Origin of the sequence: Candidatus Didemnitutus sp. (assembly GCA_019634575.1) — a bacterium.
Taxonomy (GTDB): domain Bacteria; phylum Verrucomicrobiota; class Verrucomicrobiia; order Opitutales; family Opitutaceae; genus Didemnitutus.
In genome coordinates, this window is the sequence record JAHCAY010000001.1 from 3021021 (window position 1) to 3042576 (window position 21556).

Annotated in this window: 18 protein-coding genes; 11 read left to right on the forward strand and 7 right to left on the reverse strand. The window is 66.1% G+C overall.

Annotation, left to right across the window (positions count from 1 at the left end):
• Positions 1–65 precede the first annotated feature (65 nt).
• Entirely contained in the window at positions 66–977 is a 912-nt protein-coding gene (locus KF715_12655) for a phosphoribosylaminoimidazolesuccinocarboxamide synthase (GenBank protein MBX3737539.1), read from the forward strand.
• 4 nt (positions 978–981) lie between these two features.
• Positions 982–1476 carry a hypothetical protein gene (locus KF715_12660; GenBank protein MBX3737540.1) on the forward strand — a complete coding sequence of 165 codons (495 nt, stop codon included), beginning with the start codon at positions 982–984 and terminating at the stop codon, positions 1474–1476.
• A gap of 178 nt (positions 1477–1654) precedes the next feature.
• Here KF715_12660 and KF715_12665 read toward each other — a convergent pair whose 3' ends face one another.
• The 3 genes from KF715_12665 to KF715_12675 form a co-directional block, all read right to left on the reverse strand.
• On the reverse strand, positions 1655–2989 hold the full coding sequence (locus tag KF715_12665) for an HlyC/CorC family transporter (GenBank protein MBX3737541.1): 1335 nt from the start codon (positions 2987–2989) through the stop codon (positions 1655–1657).
• 213 nt (positions 2990–3202) lie between these two features.
• Positions 3203–4519 carry a cation:dicarboxylase symporter family transporter gene (locus tag KF715_12670; protein MBX3737542.1) on the reverse strand — a complete coding sequence of 439 codons (1317 nt, stop codon included), beginning with the start codon at positions 4517–4519 and terminating at the stop codon, positions 3203–3205.
• 83 nt (positions 4520–4602) lie between these two features.
• The gene (locus KF715_12675; protein ID MBX3737543.1) at positions 4603–4902 is read right to left on the reverse strand and encodes a hypothetical protein; all 300 of its coding nucleotides are present in this window, start codon (positions 4900–4902) and stop codon (positions 4603–4605) included.
• A 209-nt stretch (positions 4903–5111) separates the two neighbouring features.
• Between KF715_12675 and KF715_12680 the strand changes: the two genes are divergently transcribed.
• A complete protein-coding gene (locus KF715_12680) occupies positions 5112–6011 on the forward strand; it encodes a PocR ligand-binding domain-containing protein (protein ID MBX3737544.1) in 900 nt (299 codons plus the stop codon).
• Positions 6012–6029: 18 nt separating this feature from the next.
• Here KF715_12680 and KF715_12685 read toward each other — a convergent pair whose 3' ends face one another.
• Positions 6030–6458 (reverse strand): hypothetical protein, encoded by a 429-nt coding sequence (locus tag KF715_12685; GenBank protein MBX3737545.1) that lies wholly within the window; start codon positions 6456–6458, stop codon positions 6030–6032.
• Positions 6459–6654: 196 nt separating this feature from the next.
• Between KF715_12685 and KF715_12690 the strand changes: the two genes are divergently transcribed.
• Genes KF715_12690 through KF715_12725 form a run of 8 tightly spaced genes read left to right on the forward strand, consistent with a single transcriptional unit; the run spans position 6655 to position 14926 of the window.
• The gene (locus KF715_12690) at positions 6655–6888 is read left to right on the forward strand and encodes a hypothetical protein (protein MBX3737546.1); all 234 of its coding nucleotides are present in this window, start codon (positions 6655–6657) and stop codon (positions 6886–6888) included.
• A 21-nt stretch (positions 6889–6909) separates the two neighbouring features.
• A complete protein-coding gene (gene ccoN, locus KF715_12695) occupies positions 6910–9225 on the forward strand; it encodes a cytochrome-c oxidase, cbb3-type subunit I (GenBank protein ID MBX3737547.1) in 2316 nt (771 codons plus the stop codon).
• A gap of 19 nt (positions 9226–9244) precedes the next feature.
• Positions 9245–9403, forward strand: a complete 159-nt coding sequence (locus tag KF715_12700; protein ID MBX3737548.1) for a hypothetical protein — start codon at positions 9245–9247, stop codon at positions 9401–9403.
• Between the two features lie 20 nt (positions 9404–9423).
• A complete protein-coding gene (locus KF715_12705) occupies positions 9424–10005 on the forward strand; it encodes a c-type cytochrome (GenBank protein MBX3737549.1) in 582 nt (193 codons plus the stop codon).
• Positions 10006–10065: 60 nt separating this feature from the next.
• Complete coding sequence (gene ccoG, locus KF715_12710; protein MBX3737550.1) at positions 10066–11568, forward strand: cytochrome c oxidase accessory protein CcoG; 1503 nt, start codon at positions 10066–10068, stop codon at positions 11566–11568.
• 4 nt (positions 11569–11572) lie between these two features.
• Complete coding sequence (locus KF715_12715) at positions 11573–11758, forward strand: hypothetical protein (GenBank protein MBX3737551.1); 186 nt, start codon at positions 11573–11575, stop codon at positions 11756–11758.
• Positions 11758–12462 (forward strand): sulfite exporter TauE/SafE family protein, encoded by a 705-nt coding sequence (locus tag KF715_12720; protein ID MBX3737552.1) that lies wholly within the window; start codon positions 11758–11760, stop codon positions 12460–12462. Before KF715_12715 ends, KF715_12720 begins: the two co-directional genes overlap by 1 nt.
• A gap of 1 nt (position 12463) precedes the next feature.
• Positions 12464–14926 carry a heavy metal translocating P-type ATPase metal-binding domain-containing protein gene (locus KF715_12725; protein ID MBX3737553.1) on the forward strand — a complete coding sequence of 821 codons (2463 nt, stop codon included), beginning with the start codon at positions 12464–12466 and terminating at the stop codon, positions 14924–14926.
• A gap of 63 nt (positions 14927–14989) precedes the next feature.
• Here the strand turns inward: KF715_12725 and KF715_12730 are convergent, their stop codons facing one another.
• The 3 genes from KF715_12730 to KF715_12740 form a co-directional block, all read right to left on the reverse strand.
• Positions 14990–15625 carry an SGNH/GDSL hydrolase family protein gene (locus KF715_12730; protein MBX3737554.1) on the reverse strand — a complete coding sequence of 212 codons (636 nt, stop codon included), beginning with the start codon at positions 15623–15625 and terminating at the stop codon, positions 14990–14992.
• 4 nt (positions 15626–15629) lie between these two features.
• Positions 15630–17708 carry a DUF5060 domain-containing protein gene (locus tag KF715_12735; protein MBX3737555.1) on the reverse strand — a complete coding sequence of 693 codons (2079 nt, stop codon included), beginning with the start codon at positions 17706–17708 and terminating at the stop codon, positions 15630–15632.
• 170 nt (positions 17709–17878) lie between these two features.
• Positions 17879–21472, reverse strand: a complete 3594-nt coding sequence (locus KF715_12740) for a hypothetical protein (GenBank protein MBX3737556.1) — start codon at positions 21470–21472, stop codon at positions 17879–17881.
• Between the last annotated feature and the right edge of the window lie 84 nt (positions 21473–21556).

The window sequence follows — 21556 nt, forward strand, 5'->3', positions numbered from 1 at the left end:
ATTTTCACATCGGTGTCGCGGCGCGGGATTGGCTTTCGGGCGGAAGAGCGTCTATGTCTCGGGCAATGACTTTTGCCGAAATCGCCGCGGCGCTGCCCCGCCATGCCGTCAACACGATCGCCGATCTGCCGTTCCCCCGCGTCGCGTCGGGCAAGGTGCGGGAGATCTTCGATCTCGGCGACGCCCTGCTGCTCGTGGCGACCGATCGGCTTTCCGCCTTCGACGTGATCATGCCCGAGGGCATCCCCGGCAAGGGCGCGATCCTCACGCAGATGAGCTTGTGGTGGTTTCAGCAGACCGAATCGCTGATCGCGAACCACCTCCTGCCCGACCAAGCGGGCGAATTCTCGCGCCGCGGCATCGTGGACCGCGACCTGCAGCTGCGCAGCATGGTCGTGCGGAAACTGAAACCCCTCACGATCGAGTGCGTCGCGCGCGGCTACCTCATCGGCAGCGGCTGGAATTCCTACCAAAAGACGGGCGAGGTGTGCGGCATCAAGTTGCCCGCCGGGCTGCGTCAGGCGGACCGGTTGCCCGAGCCGATTTTCACGCCCACGACCAAGGCGCCGAAGGGCCAGCACGACGAGCCGATCAACGACGCGCAAGGCGCCGCCGCGATCGGCGCCGCGCTCTATGAAAAAGTGAAGGCGACCAGCCTCGCGCTCTATCGCCTCGGTCACGATCGCGCGCGCGCCGCCGGCATGATCCTCGCCGACACGAAATTCGAATTCGGCACCGACGCCGCCGGCAACCTGATCCTGATCGACGAAGTGCTCACGCCCGACTCCTCCCGTTACTGGCCGGCGGAGAGCTACGCGCCCGGCATGTCGCCGCCGAGTTACGACAAGCAGTTCGTGCGCGACCACCTGTTGGCGATCAAGTGGGACCAAAAGCCGCCGGCGCCGCACATTCCCGACGACATCATCCGCCGCACGCAGGAAAAATACCTCGCGGCGCTGAAGAACCTCATCGGCTGATCCCATGAGGCGCGCGCGGAACCTCTCTTTCATCTGCTTGTTCGCCGTGCTGGCGGCCGTCGCGCCGGTGCACGCGCGCCTCGGCGAGAAGTCGGCCGAGTTGCGCGCGCGTTTCGGCAAGCCCGAGGCGACGCCGCAGAAGAACGTCCTCGTTTGGCTGATCGAGGAGCCGGCCGGGGCTTTGCTTTACACGGTCACGTTGGACGAGAAAGACGTGTCGATCGCCGAGGGACTGAAACCTTTCCGCCAGGCGAAAATGACGGAGCAGTCGGCGCGCAACTTCATCGCCGAACAACTCTCAGCCCTGCCGGAGAACCATCGCGCGCGCGAACTCAAGCCCGGCGACGCCTACACTTTCGCGGGCGAGAAGTTGACCTGCGGCGCGAACGAGAAAGTGGTCGTCGACGACGAGCACGGGTTGCTCGTGGTCTGGACCACCGCGCCAGCGCCGTCGGTGCTCGCGGTCACGCGCGAGATGCTCCAGCGCGCGCGCCGTTGAGCGCGCGGGCGGAGGCGGCGGGATTCGCCCGAAAACGCCGCGGGCTAATTCGCCGCCGGGCCGGGCAGATCGGAGAAATGGGGAAACACTGATACCATTCGCGAACGATACGCCGGCCGATGGGCGGCGGATGCGCGGAAGATGTTGCGGGCCGGGCCGAAGCCGGCCGGAGCTCGCGTCAGGCGGAGGCTTTTTCCGCCGGCGTGGCGCTGGCGGGCGCGCGGGCGAGGAGGACTTTGTCCACGCGCTGGCGGTCCATGTCCATGACCTCGAAACGCCAGCCGTTCCAATCGAAGTAGTCGCCGGCGGCGGGGATGCGGCCGAGTTGGGTGACGATGAAGCCGCCGAGGGTCTGGAAGTCGGCGGTGTCTTCGCCGGGCAGTTCGCGGAGGCTGAGCAGGGACTTCACTTCGGAAGTGGCGAGGGTGGCGTCGACGAGCCAGGAGCCGTCGTCGCGGCGCTTGGCCTCGGGCTGGGCGCGGCGGATTTGATCCGGCAGGTCGCCGACGATCGCCTCGAGAATGTCGATCAGGGTGATCATTCCCTGCACGCCGCCGAATTCGTCGATGATCAGCGCGGTGTGTTTGCCGGACTTCTTGAACTGCTCGAGCGCTTGGATGGCGGTGGTGGTCTCGGGCAGCATCGTGGCGGGCGTGACGAGATTGCGGAGATTCGTCGGCAGGCCGAAGGCGGCGTGCGCCCACAGGGCCTTGATGTGCACCATGCCGAGGACGCTGTCGCGGTGCTTTTGGTAGACGGGAAAATGCGAGTGGCCGCTCGCGACGATCTTGCGCCAGTTGGCTTCGTCGGGGTCCTCGATATTGAGCCACACCATTTTGGGGCGCGGCGTCATCAGGGCGGTGACGGAGCAGCGGTCGAGGGCCATGACGCCTTCGACCATGGCTTTTTCGGCTTTGTGGAAGACGCCGGCGTGGAGGCCCTGCTCGATGAGCGAGGCGACTTCCTCGTCGGAGACGGTGACGGTGGGCTCCGCGCGCGATCCGAGGAGCTTGGCCACGCCGTCGGTGCACACGGTGAGCAGCCAGACGAAGGGCGCGGCGAGTTTCGCGATGAGATTCATCGGTCGCGCGAGGGCGACGGCCCAGCGCTCGGGGTTGGCGAGGCCGAGGCGTTTCGGGACGAGTTCGCCGAGCACGATGGTGAAAAACGTGATGCCGAGCACCACGCTGCCGAAGCTGACGTAGTTGCTGTATTCGGCAGCGGCGGGGAAGCGCTCGACCAGCCAGTGGTTCAACTCCCGCGCGAGCGCGGCACCGGAGAAGGCGCCGGCGGCGATGCCGCTCAACGTGACGCCGAACTGGACGGTGGAGAGGAATTTCGTGGGGCTCTCCGCCTGCGCGAGCGCGAGTTGGGCGCGGTCGTTGCCGTGGTCGGCGAGAGCCTTCAGGCGCGATTTGCGCGAGGAGACGAGGGCGATCTCGGCCAGCGCGAAGACGCCGTTGATGACCAACAGCAGCGCGATGACGGCGAGTTCGAGGGCCACGGAATGCATGGAGCGGCGAAAGGTAGGCCGGCGGAGGAGCCGGGCAACCAATTTACCCGATCCAACGGCTCACGCGACCGTAAATTAAGCGCCCAAGTGCTTCGACGACAGTGGGCTTTACAAGTCACAGGGGCGGCGGCGCAAGCTCGGGCAGCGCCCTCGCGGGTGAACTGCGAGGGCGATTGGCGGCGGGCCGGGGCGGTTTACCCGAGCAAGCGGCGCTCAGGAATCGGCTGACTTTTGGGCCGCGAACTCCTGGGCCTTTTGGTCGTCGAATTCGCCTTCCCAGCGGGCGACGACGACGGAGGCGAGGCAGTTGCCCATGACGTTCACGGAGGTGCGCGCCATGTCGAGCAGCGCGTCGACGCCGAGGATGAGGAACGCGCCGGCGAGCGGGAGCTTGAAGGACTCCAGCGCCGCCACGAGCACCACGAACGACGCGCGCGGCACGGCGGCGACGCCTTTCGAGGTGAGCATGAGCATCAGCATCATGGTGATTTGCTGATCGATGCTGAAATGGATGCCCGTGGTCGTCTCGGCTGCCTGCGCGACGAAGACCGAGGCGACGGCAAGGTGAAGCGTGGAACCGTCGAGGTTGAACGAGTAACCCGCCGGCAGCACGAAGCCGACGATACCGCGCGGCACGCCGACCTTTTCCATGTTCTCAAAGGCCTTCGGCAGCGCGGCTTCGCTGTTGGCGGTGGCGAAGGCGAGCGTGAACGGCTCGCGCACGGCTTTCACGAAGGCCTTCAGCGGCACCTTGGCGATCCAGATCACAGTGCCGAACACACCGACCACGAAGATGACGAGCGCGCCGTAGAGAGTGAACACGAGTTTCGCCAGCGTGACGAGCGAGCCGAGGCCTTGGTGGCCGACGGTCACGGCAATCGCCGCGCCGACGCCGAACGGCGCGAACTTCATGATGATGCCGGCGAACTTGAACATCACCTGGGTGAGGCTGCCGCAGAACTCGAGGACTGGCTTGCCGGCGTCTCCGGCGGCGATGACGGCCATCGCGAAAATCACGGCGAACGCCACGATCTGGAGCACATCGTTCTTCGCCATGGCCTCCATGAGACTCGTGGGGAAGATGTGCACGACGATCTCGGCGAGCGACTGGGGCTTGGCGAGCGCGGCGGTGGATTGCGCCTGGTCCATTTGCAGGACGACGCCGGCGCCGGGTTTCACGACGTTGACGACGAGCAGGCCGACGAAGAGCGCGGCCGTGGTCACGACCTCGAAATAAAGGAGCGACTTCCAGCCGATGCGCTGGGCCTTCTTCATGTCGCCGGTGCCGGCGAAGCCCTGCACGATGCTCGCGAAGATGAGCGGTGCGATCATCGCCTTGATCAGGTGCAGGAAGACGTCGCGCACGACCTTGAAGCCATCGTCCCACTTTTCGTGGGTCGCGGTTGGCAGCGTGCTCATCCACCAGCCGGCGAGGATGCCGACGATGAGCCCGAGGACGATTTGTTGCGTGAGCGAAAGGTGGAACCAACGGCGCGGTGCGGCCGGCGTGGAGGAAACGGGGTGACTCATGGCGGAGAAAGCGTCGCACGAAATCAGGCGCGCCGCCGTCTGGCCAGAGTGGAGTTGCGAACGGGTAGAACTACGCCCGCCGATCAAAGACGGCGCTCGGACGGCGCGGGTTCGCGGCGCGAGACCGGCGCGCCTGCCGGCGGGGCGTTGCGCGGGGCGGTCCAGGCCGAGACGGTGCCGCGAGTGAACTGCACTTCGCAGCCGTCGTCGTAGATCCAGCGTTCGTAGCCGCGCGCGGCGTTGCGCAGGAGCGGTTGGCCGAGCAGTTCGCCGACTTGTTCGCGCGGGAGGCCGACGCGCACCTCGGACCAGCGCAGCGGCTCGCCCGGCGCGACCGGACTGGCGGCGCCCAACACCACGAGCAGCAGGCTCTCGGCTAACATGGCCCGAGTATCGCGGTGCGGGCGCTGCGGACGGAATGCTATTCGCGGACCGGTGGTCGCATTTACCCTTTCTTCGCGGCCGGAATCGCGTCCGATTCGTCCCGACTCACGAAAAGCAAATTTATGCACAGTCACGCGTTTCCCTGCTACCTCTGCGCAGATTTTGCGATAGCGTTGCGCGGCACCGGTAAATTCATTCTCTAGCCGCCGTGGTTACCTCGGACGACACACGCCGCAGCCGCGAGCTCGTGAAACAGCTCAAAGAGTCGCAGATCTATCGCGACTACGAAGCGGCGTTTCGCGAGACGACGGGCTTGCCGATCACGTTGCGTGCGATCGAGGCGTTTGATCTGCCGCACCACGGCGATCCGAACGAGAGTCCGTTCTGCTCGCTCATGGCGAGCACCAACCACACCTGCTCGGCGTGCCTGCAGTTGCAGAAGCGCGTCGAGGAGGAGGCGCGGATCGAGCCGAAGACGCTGAAGTGTTTCGCGGGTTTCTGCGATTCGGCGGTGCCGGTGCGCGTGGGCGAGAATCTCGTGGCGTTCCTCCAGACCGGCCAGGTGCTGCTGCACAAGCCGAACAGCAAGGAGTTCAACAAGCTCGCCCGCGAAGTGATCAGCTGGGGCGTGCAGGCCGACGTGAAGAAACTCGAGGAGGCCTACTACAACTCCCGCCTGCTCGATAAGAAGCAATACGAGGCCGTCCTGCGCTTGCTGACGATTTTCGCGCAGCATCTTTCCTCGCTCAGCAACCAGCTGATGCTCTCGGCCAAGCAGGCCGAGTCGCCGATGATCACGCGGGCGAAGACCTTCATCGCCGAGCACCAGCACGAGGAAATCTCGCTGCGCCAGGTCGCGGCGTCGGTCAACACGAGCGCCTTTTATTTCTGCAAGATGTTCAAGCAGGCGACCGGCCTGACCTTCACCGACTATCTCGCGCGCGTGCGCATCGAGAAGGTGAAGAACCTCCTGCTCAACCCGCACAAGCGCATCAGCGAGGCGGCTTACGAGACGGGATTCCAGTCGCTGTCGCAGTTCAACCGCGTGTTCCGCAAGATCGTGGGCGAGTCGCCCACGACCTGGCGCGCCAAGTTGAAGCAGAACTGACGCCCCGCGCCGCCCGCCTCAGGCGAATTTCGCGCGCCGCATCCGTTGCTGGTGCGTCGAGTGCACGGCCGGCGATTGGCAGGCCGGAGACGAGCGGTTCAGGCACACCGAGCACAGCGTGTCGATTTCCTGCTGGGCGAGCAGGTGGAAGCTGGTCAGCACCGCGTCGAGTATCGGCTGCGGCAGGCGCTTGGCGGCGACGAGGTGCAGCGCGAGCTCACCGGTCGCGTAGTAATTCAGCAAGGGGTTCAACCCGCAGGTGCAATGCCGTTGCAGCGGCACCAGCAGCGCGGAGGACTTCTTGAGCACCGAATCAAGCGGGTTTTCCGTCAGGGATTTGAACACCTGGGTGATGGTCTCGTCCATCAGGTAGAGCAAGGTGTCGGGATTGCCCAAGGGGGAGGGCGCCGGCTCTGAGCGCAGCAACGCTTCCCATTCCGTCTTCACGGCGGGGCGAAGTCCCTCCAACTGCGCATGCTCGCTCTGATCCACGTCCGGGAGTTTGCCACGACTGACTTTCCCCAGCTCGCCACGTGTTGGGCAACCTTGCGCATATATTGGAGGGGGAGCGGCATACCTCGCCAAGAATTGGTCGGACAATGCCAAACCGTGCGCAGCCGGATAGGGGAAAAATCCAGATGATGTGGGCGACATCCTCCACGCCATGTCTGTCATTCCGATTACGGTTTTCTTCAGCCTGCTATTGGCCGCGTTTTTCGTCGTCATGTTTCTCCGCGAACAACGCCGCCACCGTTTTGCCAGCGTCGAGCGCGACTCGTTGCTGCCGCTGGCCGACGAGCGCCCTGCGGCGCCGAAAAACTCACCCGCCATTGCTGTGTCGCCCGACGCTCCCGCGCCGGGCGACCTCTATTTCTAACCCCTCCGGTTCGCACACACCATGACGACAGGACAAAAAACCACCATCGAGTTCAACGACAAGGTCGTCCGGCAGTTCATCCTCGCGTCGATTATCTTCGGCGTCGTGGGTATGCTCGTCGGCGTCCTCATCGCGACGCAGCTTAACTTCTGGCAGGCCAACTTCGGCCTGTCGTTCACGAGCTTCGGCCGCTTGCGCCCCCTCCACACCAACGCGGTCATCTTCGCGTTCGTCGGCAACATGATGTTCGCCGGCATCTACTACTCCACTCAGCGCCTCGTGAAGGCGCGGCTCGCGAGCGATTTCCTCTCGCAGCTCCATTTCTGGGGCTGGCAGGCGATCATCGTCGCGGCCGCGGTCACGCTCCCGCTCGGCCTCACGCGCGGCAAGGAATACGCCGAGCTCATCTGGCCCATCAACGTCGCCGTCGCGCTCATCTGGGTCGTGTTCGCGGTGAACTTCTTCTGGACGCTCGCGAAGCGCAACGAGAAGTCCATCTACGTCGCCATCTGGTTCTACATCGCGACGATCATCACCGTGGCGATGCTCTACATCGTCAACCACCTCTCGATCCCGACGTCGTGGATCCACTCCTACGGCGTGTTCGCCGGTGCGCAGGATGGTCTCGTCCAATGGTGGTATGGCCACAACGCCGTGGCGTTCTTCCTCACCACGCCGATCCTCGGCATCATGTATTACTTCCTGCCGAAGGCGGCCGAGCGTCCGGTCTATTCGTATCGCCTCTCGGTCGTGCACTTCTGGTCGCTGGTGTTCCTCTACATCTGGGCCGGCCCGCACCACTTGCTGAACACTGCGCTGCCCAACTGGCTCCAATTGCTCGGCATGACCTTCTCGCTCATGCTCTGGGCACCGTCTTGGGGCGGCATGCTCAACGGCCTGCTCACGCTCCGCGGCGGCTGGGACAAGCTCCGCACCGATCCGGTGATCAAGTTCTTCGCCGCTGGCGTCACCTTCTACGGCATGTCGACCTTCGAGGGACCGCTCCTGTCCATCAAGGCCGTCAATGCGCTCGGCCACTACACCGACTGGATCATCGGTCACGTGCACGGCGGCGCGCTCGGCTGGAACGGCTTCATGGCCGCCGGCATGTTCTACTGGCTCGCTCCGCGCCTCTGGAACAAGCCGCTGCACTCCCAATCGCTCGCCAACCTCCACTTCTGGCTCGGGACCTTCGGCATCCTCCTCTACATGGGCGCCATGTGGGCTTCCGGCATCGGCCAGGGCCTGATGCTCAACGCCACCGCGGAAGGCGGCACCATCCTGAAGTATCCGAACTTCCTCGAGACCGTTAACGCGATCCGCCCGCTCATGGCGCTACGCATCGTCGGCGGCGCGCTTTACCTCATCGGCTTCCTGATGATGGCCTACAACATCTTCAGGACCATCGCCGGCGCCAAGGCCGTCAATGGCACGATGGAAGTCTACGTCGAGAATTTCGAGGAGAAGGAAAATCTCTCGCTCCCCGGCACCTTCCTCAACGCCCCGGTCATCTACACCGTCCTCGGCTGCACCGCCGCCTGCGTGTGGATGTTCACCAGCGGCTGGGTCAATCTCCTCGGCCTCTTCGCCACCGTCATGGCGGCGCTCATGGCCATCGGCCACTTCCAGACCCGCGGCACCGCCTGGGGCGAGTGGTATGACAAGCTCCTCCTGAACGCGATGCCCTTCACGGTCCTCACGTTCCTCGCCGTCGCTGCCGGCGGCCTCATCCAGATCATCCCGATGCTGACGATCGACAAGCAGCTGCAGGTCGAGGACCGCAAGGCCGACGTCTACACGCCGCTCGAACTCGCCGGCCGCGACATCTACGTCCGCGAAGGCTGCTACACCTGCCACTCGCAGATGATCCGCACGCTCGTTCCCGACGTCATGCGCTACGGCGACTATTCCCGCCTCGGCGAATCCATCTGGGATCACCCGTATCAATGGGGCTCCAAGCGCAACGGCCCCGACCTCGCCCGCGTCGGCGGAAAATACAACCACGCCTGGCACTTCGACCACATGAAGGACCCGCGCTCGATCTCGACCGGTTCCAACATGCCGACCTACGGCCACCTCCACGAGAACGACACCAACTACTCCGTCCTCCCGAAGAAGATCGCCGTCCAGAAGATGCTCGGTGTCCCGTTCCCGAACTGGTCCGACTCCATGATCTCCACGCTCGCCCACGAGCAAGCGAAGGAAATCGCCAAGGACCTCCAGGCCCAGGGCCGCTACATCGCCCCGGACAAGGAGATCGTCGCGCTCATCAGCTACCTCCAATGCCTCGGCAAGAAGTGGACCCCCACGACCGCCGGCACCGCCGCCACGCACTAATCTCGAACCCTCTTATCCCATGCTTAGCCGCATCATCTACGAAGACTGGCAGCTGATCTTCCCCGTAGTCGCGCTCGCCGTCGCCTCCCTCGTCTACGTGGCCGCCGCTTGGCGCGCCACGAAGATGAAACCCGCGCAGATCGACCGCCTCGCGAACCTGCCCTTCGAAAAAGAATAACCTCTCCGCCGCACACGCACATGAATCCCCAACATCCCGCCGACGACCGCGACGAGAAATTCCGTCCGCACACCTACGACGGCATCCGCGAATACGACAAGCGCCTGCCGAACTGGTGGCTCTACACCCTCTACGGCACCATCGCCTTCTGGGTGTTCTACTGGTTCGCCCACCAGATCGCGCACATCGTCCCCTCCGACGGCGCGCAGGTCGACACCGCGATGGCCAAGATCAACGCCGTGAAGATGGCCTCCTCCATCGACGTCAACAACGACGACCTCTTCTGGCAGATGAGCCAGAACCCCGAGTTCGTGAACGCCGGCAAGCAGACCTTCGACTCCCTCTGCGTGCAATGCCACCTCCCGAGCATGCGTGGCAAGGGTGAGAATCCCGCCGCCGTCGGCCCGAACCTCACCGACACCGCGTGGATCCACGGCGGCACGCCGAAGGAAATCTACAACACCGTCTCCAAGGGCGTCCTCGTGAAAGGCATGCCCACGTGGGAACCGGTCCTCGGCCAGAAAAAGGTCGCTGAGGTCGTCGCCTACGTCCTCTCCAAACACAAGAAGGGCGAGGAGATCACCGTCGAAGTTTCCAAGTAGTCGATCACAGGCGCGCGCCACGCCATGGGCGCCGCCACCCGCCTACGCTCTAACCACGACATGAGCGCAGAACCCAAAAACCAACCGACACCTCCGTCCTCGCCGTTCCAACGGCCGACGCCGCCCAAGCCCGCTGCACTTGCGCGCCATGCGCCGTCGCGCGATTCCGTCACCACGATCAACGACGACGGCTCGCGCTACTTCCTGCAGACCGCCGACGTCCACGGCTGGTTCACGCGCGTCCGCCGCTTCCTCGGCCTCTTCCTCGTCGGCGTCTACGTGCTGCTGCCGTGGATCCCGATCGACGGCTATCCCGCCGTCTTCCTCGATCTCGCCGAGCGCCGCTTCCACTTCTTCGGCTACACGCTCGCCGCGCAGGATGCCTGGCTGCTGTTCTTCGCCCTGACCGGCGTCGGCTTCAGCCTGTTCTTCATCACCGCGCTCCTCGGCCGCCTCTGGTGCGGCTACGCCTGCCCGCAGACCGTTTTCCTCGAGCACATCTACCGCCGCATCGAGCGCATGGTCGAGGGCGACGCCCTCGCGCGCCGCAAACTCGACGCCGCGCCCATGTCCGGCGCCAAGCTCGCGCGCCGCGTCCTCAAGCACACGCTCTACCTCCTCACCACGCTCGTCATCACGCACCTGTTCCTCGCCTACTTCGTCAGCTGGCCCGAGGTTTGGCACATGATGTCCTCCGCCCCGCGCGACCACTGGGCCGCCTTCGTGTTCATGGGCATCGCGACGGGCATTCTCTATTTCAACTTCGCCTGGTTCCGCGAGCAGCTCTGCATCGTCATCTGCCCCTACGGCCGCCTCCAGTCCGCGCTGTCCGACGACCATACCGTCACCATCGGCTACGACGCCAAGCGCGGTGAGCCGCGCGGCAAGATCGGCACGCCCGACGCCGGTTCCTGCATTGACTGCAATCGCTGCGTGCAAGTCTGCCCCACCGGCATCGACATCCGCCAAGCCAGCCTCCAGCTCGAGTGCATCGCCTGCGCCGCCTGCATCGATGCGTGCGACGAGGTGATGACCAAGGTCAAGCGCCCCACCGGCCTCATCCGCTACGACTCCCTCGCCGCGTTCGCCGGCGGCAAGACCCGCTGGATCCGCGCGCGCACCATCGTCTATTTCGTGCTGCTGCTCATCGGCATCACCGTCGCGTCGTTCGCATTTTCGTCCGTGAAGCCGGCGAGCATGATCGTCTTCCGCATGACCGGTGCCGCCTACTTCGTCGACCACGACGATGTGCGGAATCAGTTCATGCTGCGCATCGTCAACAAGCGGAACGTGCCGGCCACCTACCACGTGCATCTCGACGGCGTGCCCCATCACGTCGAGCAGAGCGGCTTCACGGCTCCCGTGACGGTCGCGCCGCTCGCCGAGCAGGTCTCGCCGCTCGTGCTCACGATCGACCGCAAGCACTACGCCGGCCCCTTCAAGTTCACCGTCCTCGTCCAGGACGAGAAGGGCACGTTCACGCTCTCGCGACAGATCGAATTCCTCGGGCCCGACGCCCGCCTCCTCGAAGAGGAGGATCACGACAAAGGCATCAAACGCTGACCCCATGGACTCCTCCACGCCACAGTCCATCGCCAGTCAGACCAACGAGTCGAAATCCAGCCGCGGCCTCTGGCTGTGGGTGGGCGTCGTGTTTGCCTTCGGCGCGTTGCTCTGGGTCGTGATGTTCACCGCCTCACGGCACATCGACACCCGCGAAGTCCCGCTCGCCACGAAGGGAGCCAAGCCATGATGGAGCTCGCCGGCATCAACAGCGCCTCCACCGCCTTCCTCGCCGGACTGGTCACCAGCCTGCACTGCGCCGGCATGTGCGGTCCCCTTGCGTGCGCCGTCATGCCGGCGAATCGCAACGACGCCGACCCGCAGACTGTCAGCACCGTCTACCACGTCTCGCGCCTGTTCGGCTACGGCGCGCTCGGCGCTCTCGCCGGCGGCGTCGGCCGCCTGCCGCTGAATTTCCTCAGCGACGACGTCGTGCGCTACCTGCCGTGGCTGCTCGTCCTGTTCTTCATCGCCGTCGCCATCCGCTTCGACCAGCGCCTCCCGCGCCTGCCGGTGCTCGGCCGCGCCTACGGGTGGGTCGCGGGTCATCTGCGCGGTGCGCAAAACCGCTCGCGCCTGCGCGCCGCCGCCGCACTCGGTCTCGCCACGCCGCTCCTGCCGTGCGGACCGCTGTATTTTCTGATCTCGCTCGCGCTGCTTTCCGGTTCGGCGCTGCGCGGCGCGGAGACGCTGCTGGCCTTCGGCCTCGGCACCGTGCCGCTGCTGTGGTTCGCACAGACCAACTACCACTGGCTGCGCCTGAAGCTCGGCCCGGTCTGGCTCGCGCGCGCGCAGACCGCGCTCGCGCTCGTGATCGCCGGCGTGCTCGCGTGGCGCCTGCGCTCGACGCTCGGTTTGCCCGGGCCCGACGTGAACAATTTTGTCTGTCACTGAGATGTCCGACTCCCCGGCATCTCGACCGGATTGGGTGGACGGGGGTGTGGCCCCGACGGAGGTGCGTGGACCTCGTGTCGGCAGGACCGCTCCCGTCCACTCCTGCCTTCACTGCGGCGCGCCGCTGAAAACCGAGGCCGCGCGCGAGTCCGGCTTCTGCTGCTCGGGCTGCACCTACGTGCACCGCCTCGTGCACGAACAAGGACTCGAGGGTTACTACAAAATCCGCGACTCCGTCATCGCGCCGGTCGACCAGACGGTCTTCCAGCCGCGCGATTTCACCTGGCTCGCCGAGCTGCAACGCCACGCCGAGGCCGCGCCCGCGCCCGAGCTCACGCTCGAAGTCCAAGGCATCTCCTGCGCCGGCTGCGTCTGGCTGATCGAGAAAATTTTCCACAAGCACGCCGGAGCACTCTTTATCGAGACCGACGCGCAGCTCGGTCGCATGCGTTTCCGCTGGGAGCGCGGGAAGTTCGACGCCACGGAGTTCGCGCGCGCGTTGCAGTCGTTCAATTATCTCGTCGGTCCGCCCGGCGAGGAGCCCGCCGTCCCCGAGAGCAAATTCCTGATCCGTCGCATCGGCCTGTGCGCCGCGTTCGCGATGAACATCATGCTGTTCGCGCTGCCGGCCTACTTCGGCATGGAGCGGACTTTCGCCTACGCCCGGCTCTTCGACACGCTCGCGATGGCCTGCGCCACGTTCAGTGTGCTGGCCGGCGGCACGTATTTCATCAGCCGCGCCGCGCGCGCCCTGCGCGATCGCGTCATGCACATCGATCTGCCGATCGCGGTCGGCATCGTGGGCTCCTACGCCGGCTCGATCTACGGCTGGCTCACCGGCAACCACTCGGTGGTCTACTTCGACTTCGTCGGCATGTTCATCGTGCTGATGCTTTTCGGCCGCTGGGCGCAGGTCGTCGCCGTCGAGCGCAACCGCCGGCGCCTGCTCACCACGAACACGCGGCCGCAAAAAGTCTCCGTCGACACCCCGCGCGGCGCCGTCGACCGCCCGGTCGAGGAACTCGCCGTCGGCGACGTCTACGCCGTGCGCTCGGGCCAGGTGATTCCCGTCGAGTCGCAGCTCGAATCCACCGCGGCCACTCTCGGCACGGCGTGGATCAGCGGCGAAGCGGACCCGCGCGAAGCCCGCGCCGGCGCCCGCGTGCAATCCGGCGCATTGAACCTTTCCCGCGGCTCCGTCCGCTTGCGCGCGTTGCAACCCTGGCACGTCTCGTTGCTCGCGCAACTGCTGCGTCCGACCGGTCGCGACCAATACCGCCACCGTCTGCTCGAGCGCGTCGTGACGGGTTATCTCGTCGGCATCTTCGTCGTCGCGACCGCGACCACCATCGGTTGGTGGGTGACGAAACACGACGTCGCGCTCACCTGGTCGGCCGTCACCGCAGTGCTCGTGGTTTCCTGTCCGTGCGCGATCGGCCTCGCTTATCCGCTCGCCGACGAGATGGCGACGGTTGCGCTGCGCCGCTTCGGCGTGTTCGTGCGGGAAAACGATCTCTTCCCGCGCCTCACGCGGCTGAGGAAAATCGTCTTCGACAAGACCGGCACGCTCACGCTCGAGACGCCGGTGCTGTCGAATCCAGCGGCGTTGCATGCGCTCTCGCTGTCCGCGCGCGCCGCGCTGCTCGCGCTCGTGCGCGACAATCCGCACCCGATCAGCCAGTGCCTGAACGAGAACCTGCTCTCCGACGGACTCGTCAACGGCCTCGAACCCGCCCCGGGCGAAGTGAACGAGGAAACCGGCTTCGGTGTCACGTTGCGCGGCGAACTCGGCCGCTGGTCGCTCGGCCGCCCCGGCTGGTTGAGCAGCGCGAATTGTAACCTATTAGGTTACAATGGCGGCGAGGCGCACGACACGGAGTTCGCGTGCGATGGCGTCGTGCTGGCGCGGTTCAAGTTCACCGATGCGGTGCGGCCCGGTGCGCGCGAGGAAATCGCGGCCCTGCACGCGGCCGGTTTCGAGACCTTCATCCTCAGCGGCGATCGGAAGGAAAAGGTCGCGGCGATGGCCGAAGGACTCGGCGTGAAGCCGCAACACGCCATCGCGGAGGCCACCCCGACAGAGAAGGCGCAATGGCTGAAGCGCACGGATCGCGACGACACGCTGATGCTCGGCGACGGCGCGAACGATTCGCTGGCGTTCGACGCGGCGTTCGTGCGCGGCACGCCGGTCGTGCATCGCGGCGTGCTCGAGGGCAAGGCCGACTTCTATTATCTCGGCCGCGGGCTCGACGGCTTGCGCCGGATGTTCGCGGTGAACGAGACGCGGCGCCGCACCCAGCTCGTGCTGATCGTCTTCTCGATCGCCTATAATTGCACGACGGTGACGCTGGCGGCGTTCGGACACATGAATCCGCTGATCGCCGCGGTCATCATGCCGGCGAGCTCGCTCTCGAGTCTGCTCGTGGTCGGCATCGGCATGCGGCGGTGGACGAAGATCGGGTGACGGGATGCAGCCCGCGCGTCGACTCCGGGCGGTTCCGCCGCGGCCGACTGCGGTCCGCCCATTCTACGAAGCCGCGGACAGCGTCGCGCACACGGCGTCGGCGAAGGCGGTGTGGCCAAGATCGCCGATGTGCACGCGATCGAGGGCGATCGTTTCAGGGGCGTGCAGCGCGAGCAGGCGATCGATGATCGCCTGCGTGTCGATGAGGCGCGCGCCGTGTTGCGGAGCGAGGCGCGCGACGATCGCGCCGAACTCGTCCATGCGATGGCGCATCGGTTCCGCGCGATTGGGTTCGACGTAGAACGGCGTTAACAGCACGAGTTCGCGCACGCGCGGGCGCGCGGCGGCGAGGAGGCGGTCGAGCGTGGTCTCGTATTCCGCGGGTGGCACGGCGTCGGCGCGGCGCGCCGGATCGAAGAAGCGCCACACGTCGTTGATGCCGATCATCACGGTCAGCCAGTCGGGCGAGAGGTCGAGCACGTCGCGCGACCAGCGGGCGGCGAGGTCGCGCACAGTGTTGCCGCCGATGCCGCGGTTGATCACCTCGAGACGGCGCGCGGGGTTGCGGCGGGTGAGTTGCTGGGCGGTCAGCGCGACGTAGCCATGGCCGAGTGCGGTGGCGTAGTCCGGAGCGGTGGGCGCGGGGCGGCCCCATTCGGTGATGGAGTCGCCGATCATGACGAGGCGGAGAGGGTTCATGGGTTCAAGGTTGGCGCGAGAGCACGATGGCGGCGTGGCGCGTCACGGCGTGCGTGGGCAGGCGCAGCGTGCCGCCAGCGTGCGACAGGATTTCCGTGGCGGTCACGGTGGCTCCGGCGGTGTCCCACCATTTCACTTCCCAGGTGCCGGCCGGAACGTCGTCCAACACGATGGTGCCTTCGCTGGGCGCGCCGGGTTCGAGGGCGAAGAGGTTGGCGCGGTGGCGCACCCAGAGCGCGATGAAGCGGTCGTTGCGTTGGCCGATGGCGGCGAGCGCCGGCGCGGTGAGTCCGAGGTCGAGGTGGGAGATCTGCACCCAGTCGCGCGCGCCGGTGTTTTCGAGGGCAATGGCGTGCGAGCCGGCGGGAATGGGAAAGGTGAGTGTCGCGGGGAAGGTGTCGCCGGCCGGCCACGAGCCGGCGGCGGCAGACTGGCCGTCGAGGGACACCCGCAGGGCACCGCCGTTTTCGGAGACGCCGACGATTTCGAGTCGCGCGACGGTGGCGCGCGGGAACGTGGCGTGGAAAACGGCGCGACTCGGGAAGCCGTCCTTCGCTTCCGCTGCCGGGGTGGCGAACGTGGCGGGCCAGTCGCCGAGCTCGAGCGGTTCGCGGCCGTCGAGCGGCAGCGTGAATTCGCGGGCGGGACGTCGTTGCCAGGGTTGCGCGCCGTCGAGTTGGAGCGGGACGCGCGCGGTGCATTCGACGGCGGCGGAGAATGGTTGCAGGTCGTGGTGGCGCGACCAGCCGGAGAGGACGACGAAGCGGTGGACGGCGCCGAGCTCGGCGAGCCGGCGGGTGGCGCGGAGTTTTTCCCCTTCCCACGCTTGCGCGGGGAGCGAGCCGACGCCCATGAGGCTGGCCCACACGGCGGGCGGTTCGACGAGGCCGGATTTTTTCACGTCGTCCGGGAGGCGGAGGTGATCGTCGCCGAACTCGCCGTAGAACACCGGTCGGGTGTCGCCGGCGCGGCGCGGCGCGAACGTGCGGGCGGCGGCGACGAGGTCGGCGCTGTAGAGGTGCGGCTGGAGAAAATCCATCGCGGCGTAGATGGGGCTACGGAGGTCTTCCGTGCTCGTGGTGATGGGGTGCGCGTAGACATCGACGGAGCGGATGAGCCGGACCATGTCGGCGTGCCATTGGGCAACGGCGGTTTCGTCGCGGTCGAGTTTGAGCGCGTCGACCCAGTGGACTTCGTTGAAAAGCTCCCAGGCGAAGACGGCGGGCGACCAGCCCCAGCGGGCGACGATGTAGCGGTATTTGAGCGCGGTGAGCAGGCGGGCGCGCGGATCGGTGAAGAATTCGGCGGGGGTTTTGAGAAAGCCGCCGGGGTGGGCGGCGTTCCAGGGATTGTCGATCCATGAGGGATTCACGGCGGTGCTGTATTGGCCGTGGTGCTGGAGAACGATTTGGAGATAGACGCCGCGTTCCTCGGCGGCGGCGAGGAGGGAGTCCCAGCGGGCGGCGACGGTGGCGTCGATGCCGCCGGGCGGGATAGGCACGCCGTCCTCGGGGCGCGGCCAGTCGAGATTGGTGCCGCCCCAGTGCACCATCCAGACGCGCATCCAGTTCAGGTGGTTGGCGGCGAAGGCATCGAGCGTGGCGCGATAGAAGGCGAGGACGTCGGGCTCGGGTGCCCAGGCGACGTTGGCGCCGAAGGGCATGAAGGCGTGGCCATCGGCGCGGGCGAAGCCGCCCGGCGAACGCGGGTCGACGCCGACGGGCGGCAGACGGAGCGGCGCGGGGTTTTCGAAAGTGGAAGGCGAGTGGGGTGTGGCGGCGATCGCGGTGGCGGGCGCGCCGCGCGTGCTCTCGAGGATGCGACCGAGTGTGTAGGTGCCGCGTCGGTCGGGGCGCGCGTGCACGGCGTAGATTTGCTGGCCGACGTAGAAGGCGGGGAGCAGCAGCGTGGCGCCGGAGGGCGGAGTGACTTCGGCCCAGATTTCGCGGGCGAAGGGGTTGGCGATGCCGGGCGCGGGGGCGACGGTGAATTCGAAGCGCACGGGCCCGGCACGGGCAACGGCGGCAGGGAGGAGGGCGAGCAGCGCGGCGACGAGGCAGACAAAAGTGGTGGGGCGGCGCATGGCAGCGGGGACTATCGCATGGCGGACGAGTTCGGAAAATGAGTTTGGTTGGACGCGGGTGGAGAGCGAGCGCCGGAAAAGAAGAAGGCGCCGGAATTGCTTCCGGCGCCTTTTAGCACCCCAGTTCCGCGGCGCGAATCCCAAGCCGGGCCGCGGAACGTCGGATTACCTCAGAACGAGAAGGTATTCGTGATCGTCCAGCCCAGGCCTTCCTGGATGCGGGAGAGGGCCACGGTGCCGTCGGGCTGAATGTTGACGGGCACGAGGTGGGTCTTCTCGCCGACGTTGCGGAGGTTGAGCTGCACGCGCCAGCCGACCTTCTTGGTGAGCTTGCGCTGGTAGCCGACCCAGAGGTCGAAGTGGTCGTCGGTCGGGCCGTAGAGCGGCTGGTCGATGTCGAGGACATCCTTGGTGGAGTTGTATTTGTAGCCGAGGATGCGCTTGTCTTCCCAGCGGTAGGCGAGGCCGGCGTTCACGTCCTTCAGGACGCCTTCACGGAAATTGTAATTCGTGACGGCGTTGAAGCGCCAGGGAGCGACCTCGGGGACTTGGCTGCCGATTTGCGCTTGGAGAACTGCGTAGGGGGCGAGGATGTTGTCGGCCCAGACCTTGCGGAGGGTGTCGCCGCCCCAGAGGCGGATGAGGCCGGCGTCGCCGGCGAGGAACTTGGTGTAGGTGGTGATCCAGCTGTCGATGGTCGGGCTGATGGCGTCGCGGGTGGCCTTGGTCTTGGAGAAGTTCACGGCGACGGACCAGTTCTTGGTGGGCTGGGCGGTGATTTCGAATTCGAGGCCCTTCGAGGTGGTGTCGACGGAGGCGACGGGGCCGGAGCCGAAGCTCTTGAGGCGGCCGCCGTAGGCGGGCTGGAGGCCGAGGGCGGCGGCGCCGTTGCCGTTGACGCCGTAGGTGGGGACCGCGGCGTAGCGCTGGGCGTTGGTGGTGGCGGCGCGCATCGCGGCGACGTTGAGGCCGAGGCCGTATTCGTCGGCGAAGCCCTGCGTGAGCGGGAAGTTTTTGAAGTAGTCGTTCACGATGGCCTGAATGCGGACGGGGTCGCCGCCTTCGATGCCGTTCCACGGCCAACCCCAGTTGCCTTGGCGGAGCTGCGGGTCGGCGATGCCGTCGAGCGCGGCGAGGGCGTGGGTGGCGCCCCAGTAGGGCAGGGCCCAGGCGTAGTAGAGATTGCCGGAGAAGCCGGCGCTGTCGGCCTGGAGCGTGGCGTTCTTCATCTTGGTCTCATACTTCGTGACCTTGAAGGTGAGGCGGTCGTCGAGCGTGCTGAGGACGACGCCGTAGTCCTTGGTTTCGGCTTTCGGGTTGTCGATCTGGTTGCCGAAGATGTCGCCGCGGGGGGCGTCGGCCTTGAAGTTATCGGACTTGTTGGCGAAGAGGCTGAGGTTCGAGCCGAAGGGCAGCTTGGCGCGGAGGCCGCGTGGGGTGTGGAGGACGACGCCCCAGCTCTTGCTCTCGCCGGCGACGTCCTGAAGGTTCGGCGTGGAGAGGCTGTAGTCGGTGCTCGAGACGTCGTTGGCGAGCTTCTTGCCTTGGCGGCTTTCGTTCGTGATCTCGTCGCGGCGCCAGCCGAAGGTCGGCACGAGCGTGCCGTCCAGGAGATACGCCTGCCAGATGAAGGCTTTCGATTCGATGACGTTCTTGGCGTATTGCGCGCTGCTGTAGAGCGAGGCGCGGTCGGCGGGATTCTCGTAATTGAGGACCTTGAACGAGCCCGAGCGCCAGCCGGCGTAGTTGGCGGGGTTTTCGGATTGGGTGCTCGTGTTGGTGACGGGGTTGCCGTTGGCGTCGTAGGTCGTGTAGGTGTAGGGCGCGTCGAAGGCGACGTTCGAGTTCCAGTGGGAGTCGAAGTAGCGGACGTTAACGTTGCCGTTGGGGTTGATCACGCTGTTGACCCGGCTGAGGTTGGCGCCGGAGGCGGTGGACTTGGAGAGGAGGGAAGGCCCGAGGTAGGCGATCCAGTCGTATTGGCGGGCGCCGTTGATGATCGAGTTGTCGAGGCCGAGGCTGGTGGTGAATGCGGGATCGGAGGCCCAGCGCGAGAAGGAGCGCTGGTCGGTTTCCTTGGTGTCCTTGGACCAGAGGCCGGTGAAGACGTGGCGACCGAGGAGCTTGGAGAGCCAGGTCTTGCCGAGGTAGTCCTCGGTGTTGAGGTCGGCGAACGCGGTGAGGCGCTTGGCGTCGCGGTCGATGTAGTTCTCGGCGTTGCCGTATTGGCCGGAGTTGGCGACGTAGGGACGGCCGACGTTCGGGTTGGCGGAGCCGTCGATCAGGTGGGTGTTGATGTCGACGGAGAGGGCGTATTGGTCGCCTTGGAGGAAGGAGAGCTGGCCGTCGCCGTAGCGTTGGTAATCGTAGACGAATTCGAAGCCGACGCGATCGTTGAGGAAGGTCTGCGAGATCGCGACGTTGGCGGCGTCCCAGTCCTGCCATTCGCGTTTGTTGTTTCCGTCGATCAGGTTGTTGAAGAAGTCGAAGATCGAGGTGTCGGAGAGGGAGACGTTGGAGTAGTATTTGCCACCGGGGACGGCGACGCGGGCGTAGTTGTTGAAGGTCGCGATGCCCCATGGGCGGGCGAAGGGAACGCCGGCGATGGTGGTGTCGATGGAGCCGTCGCTGCCGCGGCCGAGCGGGGTGCCGTAGTTCGGCATCTGGTTGAAGAGGCCGCCGCTGTTGGCGTCGAAGAAGCCGGCGATGTTGGAGCTCATCATGCGGCCGAGGAAGGCTTCGCGGAACCACGGATAAGCGGCGCTGGTGCCGTTGTAATTTTCGCCGTAGCGGGCCCAGGTGGTGACCGGGTTGAGCGTGAGCTTGTTCAGGTTGGCGACGCCGTTGGTGGTGCCGGTCTGGAACCACGGGGTGATCGCGTCGATCGGGGGGAGCGAGCGGGGGCGGTTGGCGTTGACGTTGCCGTTCTCGTAGTTGGCGCGGATGGTGGTGTGCGCGCCGTCGCCGAAGAGTTTCGGCTCGTAGCGCATCGCGGCGAAGAGGCGCTTGTCGTGGTTGAACGCGGGCTTTTGCTGATACTTCGTGTCGTCGTCGAGGAACGCGGCGCGGAGCGACAGGACGTTCTTGATCGCGACGTAGTTGAAATCGCCGGAGGTGCGGACGGAGCCGTAGCGGCCGACGCGGTTCTCGATCTTGTTCGCGTCCTTGAACGTGGCGGTGTTGATGCTGGTGTTGATGATGCCCGCCGGGCTGCCGACGCCGAAGAGGATGGAGTTGGGGCCGCGCTGGAGGTCGACGCGGTCGACGATGTAGCCGTCCCACGGGATCTCGGTGAGGAAGTAGTCGCGGGTGTTGTCGGCGGCGTCGAGGCCGCGGACGCGTGTGTTGTTGGCCGGGCGGAGCAGATTGCTGTTCTCGTTGTAGGTGGCGGCGCCGCCGGCGGCGGAGAAGTTGCCGCGCACGCCTGCGACTTCGGTGTTCGTCGTGTAGACGAGCAGGTCCTGCTGGTTCTTGGATCCGGTGTCCTGCAGGAATTGCGAGGTCACGACGCTGATGGCGGAGGCGACGTCCTTCAGCTCCGTGCGCACGCGCGTGCCGGCCAGGGTGCTGTTCGCGGTGTAGCCGACGTCCTCGTCGGCGGTGACGACGAAGGGGGAGAGCACCACGGTCTCGTCGGTCTTCTGGTCGCCCGGGGCGGGGGGCGAGGCGGGCGGCGTGCTCTGCGCATGGGCGGAGTGCATTGCCGCGAGGGTCAGTGCGGACGTGACGCAAAGGGTGCGCAGCCGCAAGGATGGGCGGGACATGATCATCGGGGTTTGGGGTGTAGGAGTTGGGGAGGCTCGGTTGCGCAGGGGGGGCGAACCGCGCTGCGAACTCCGGTGCGGAGG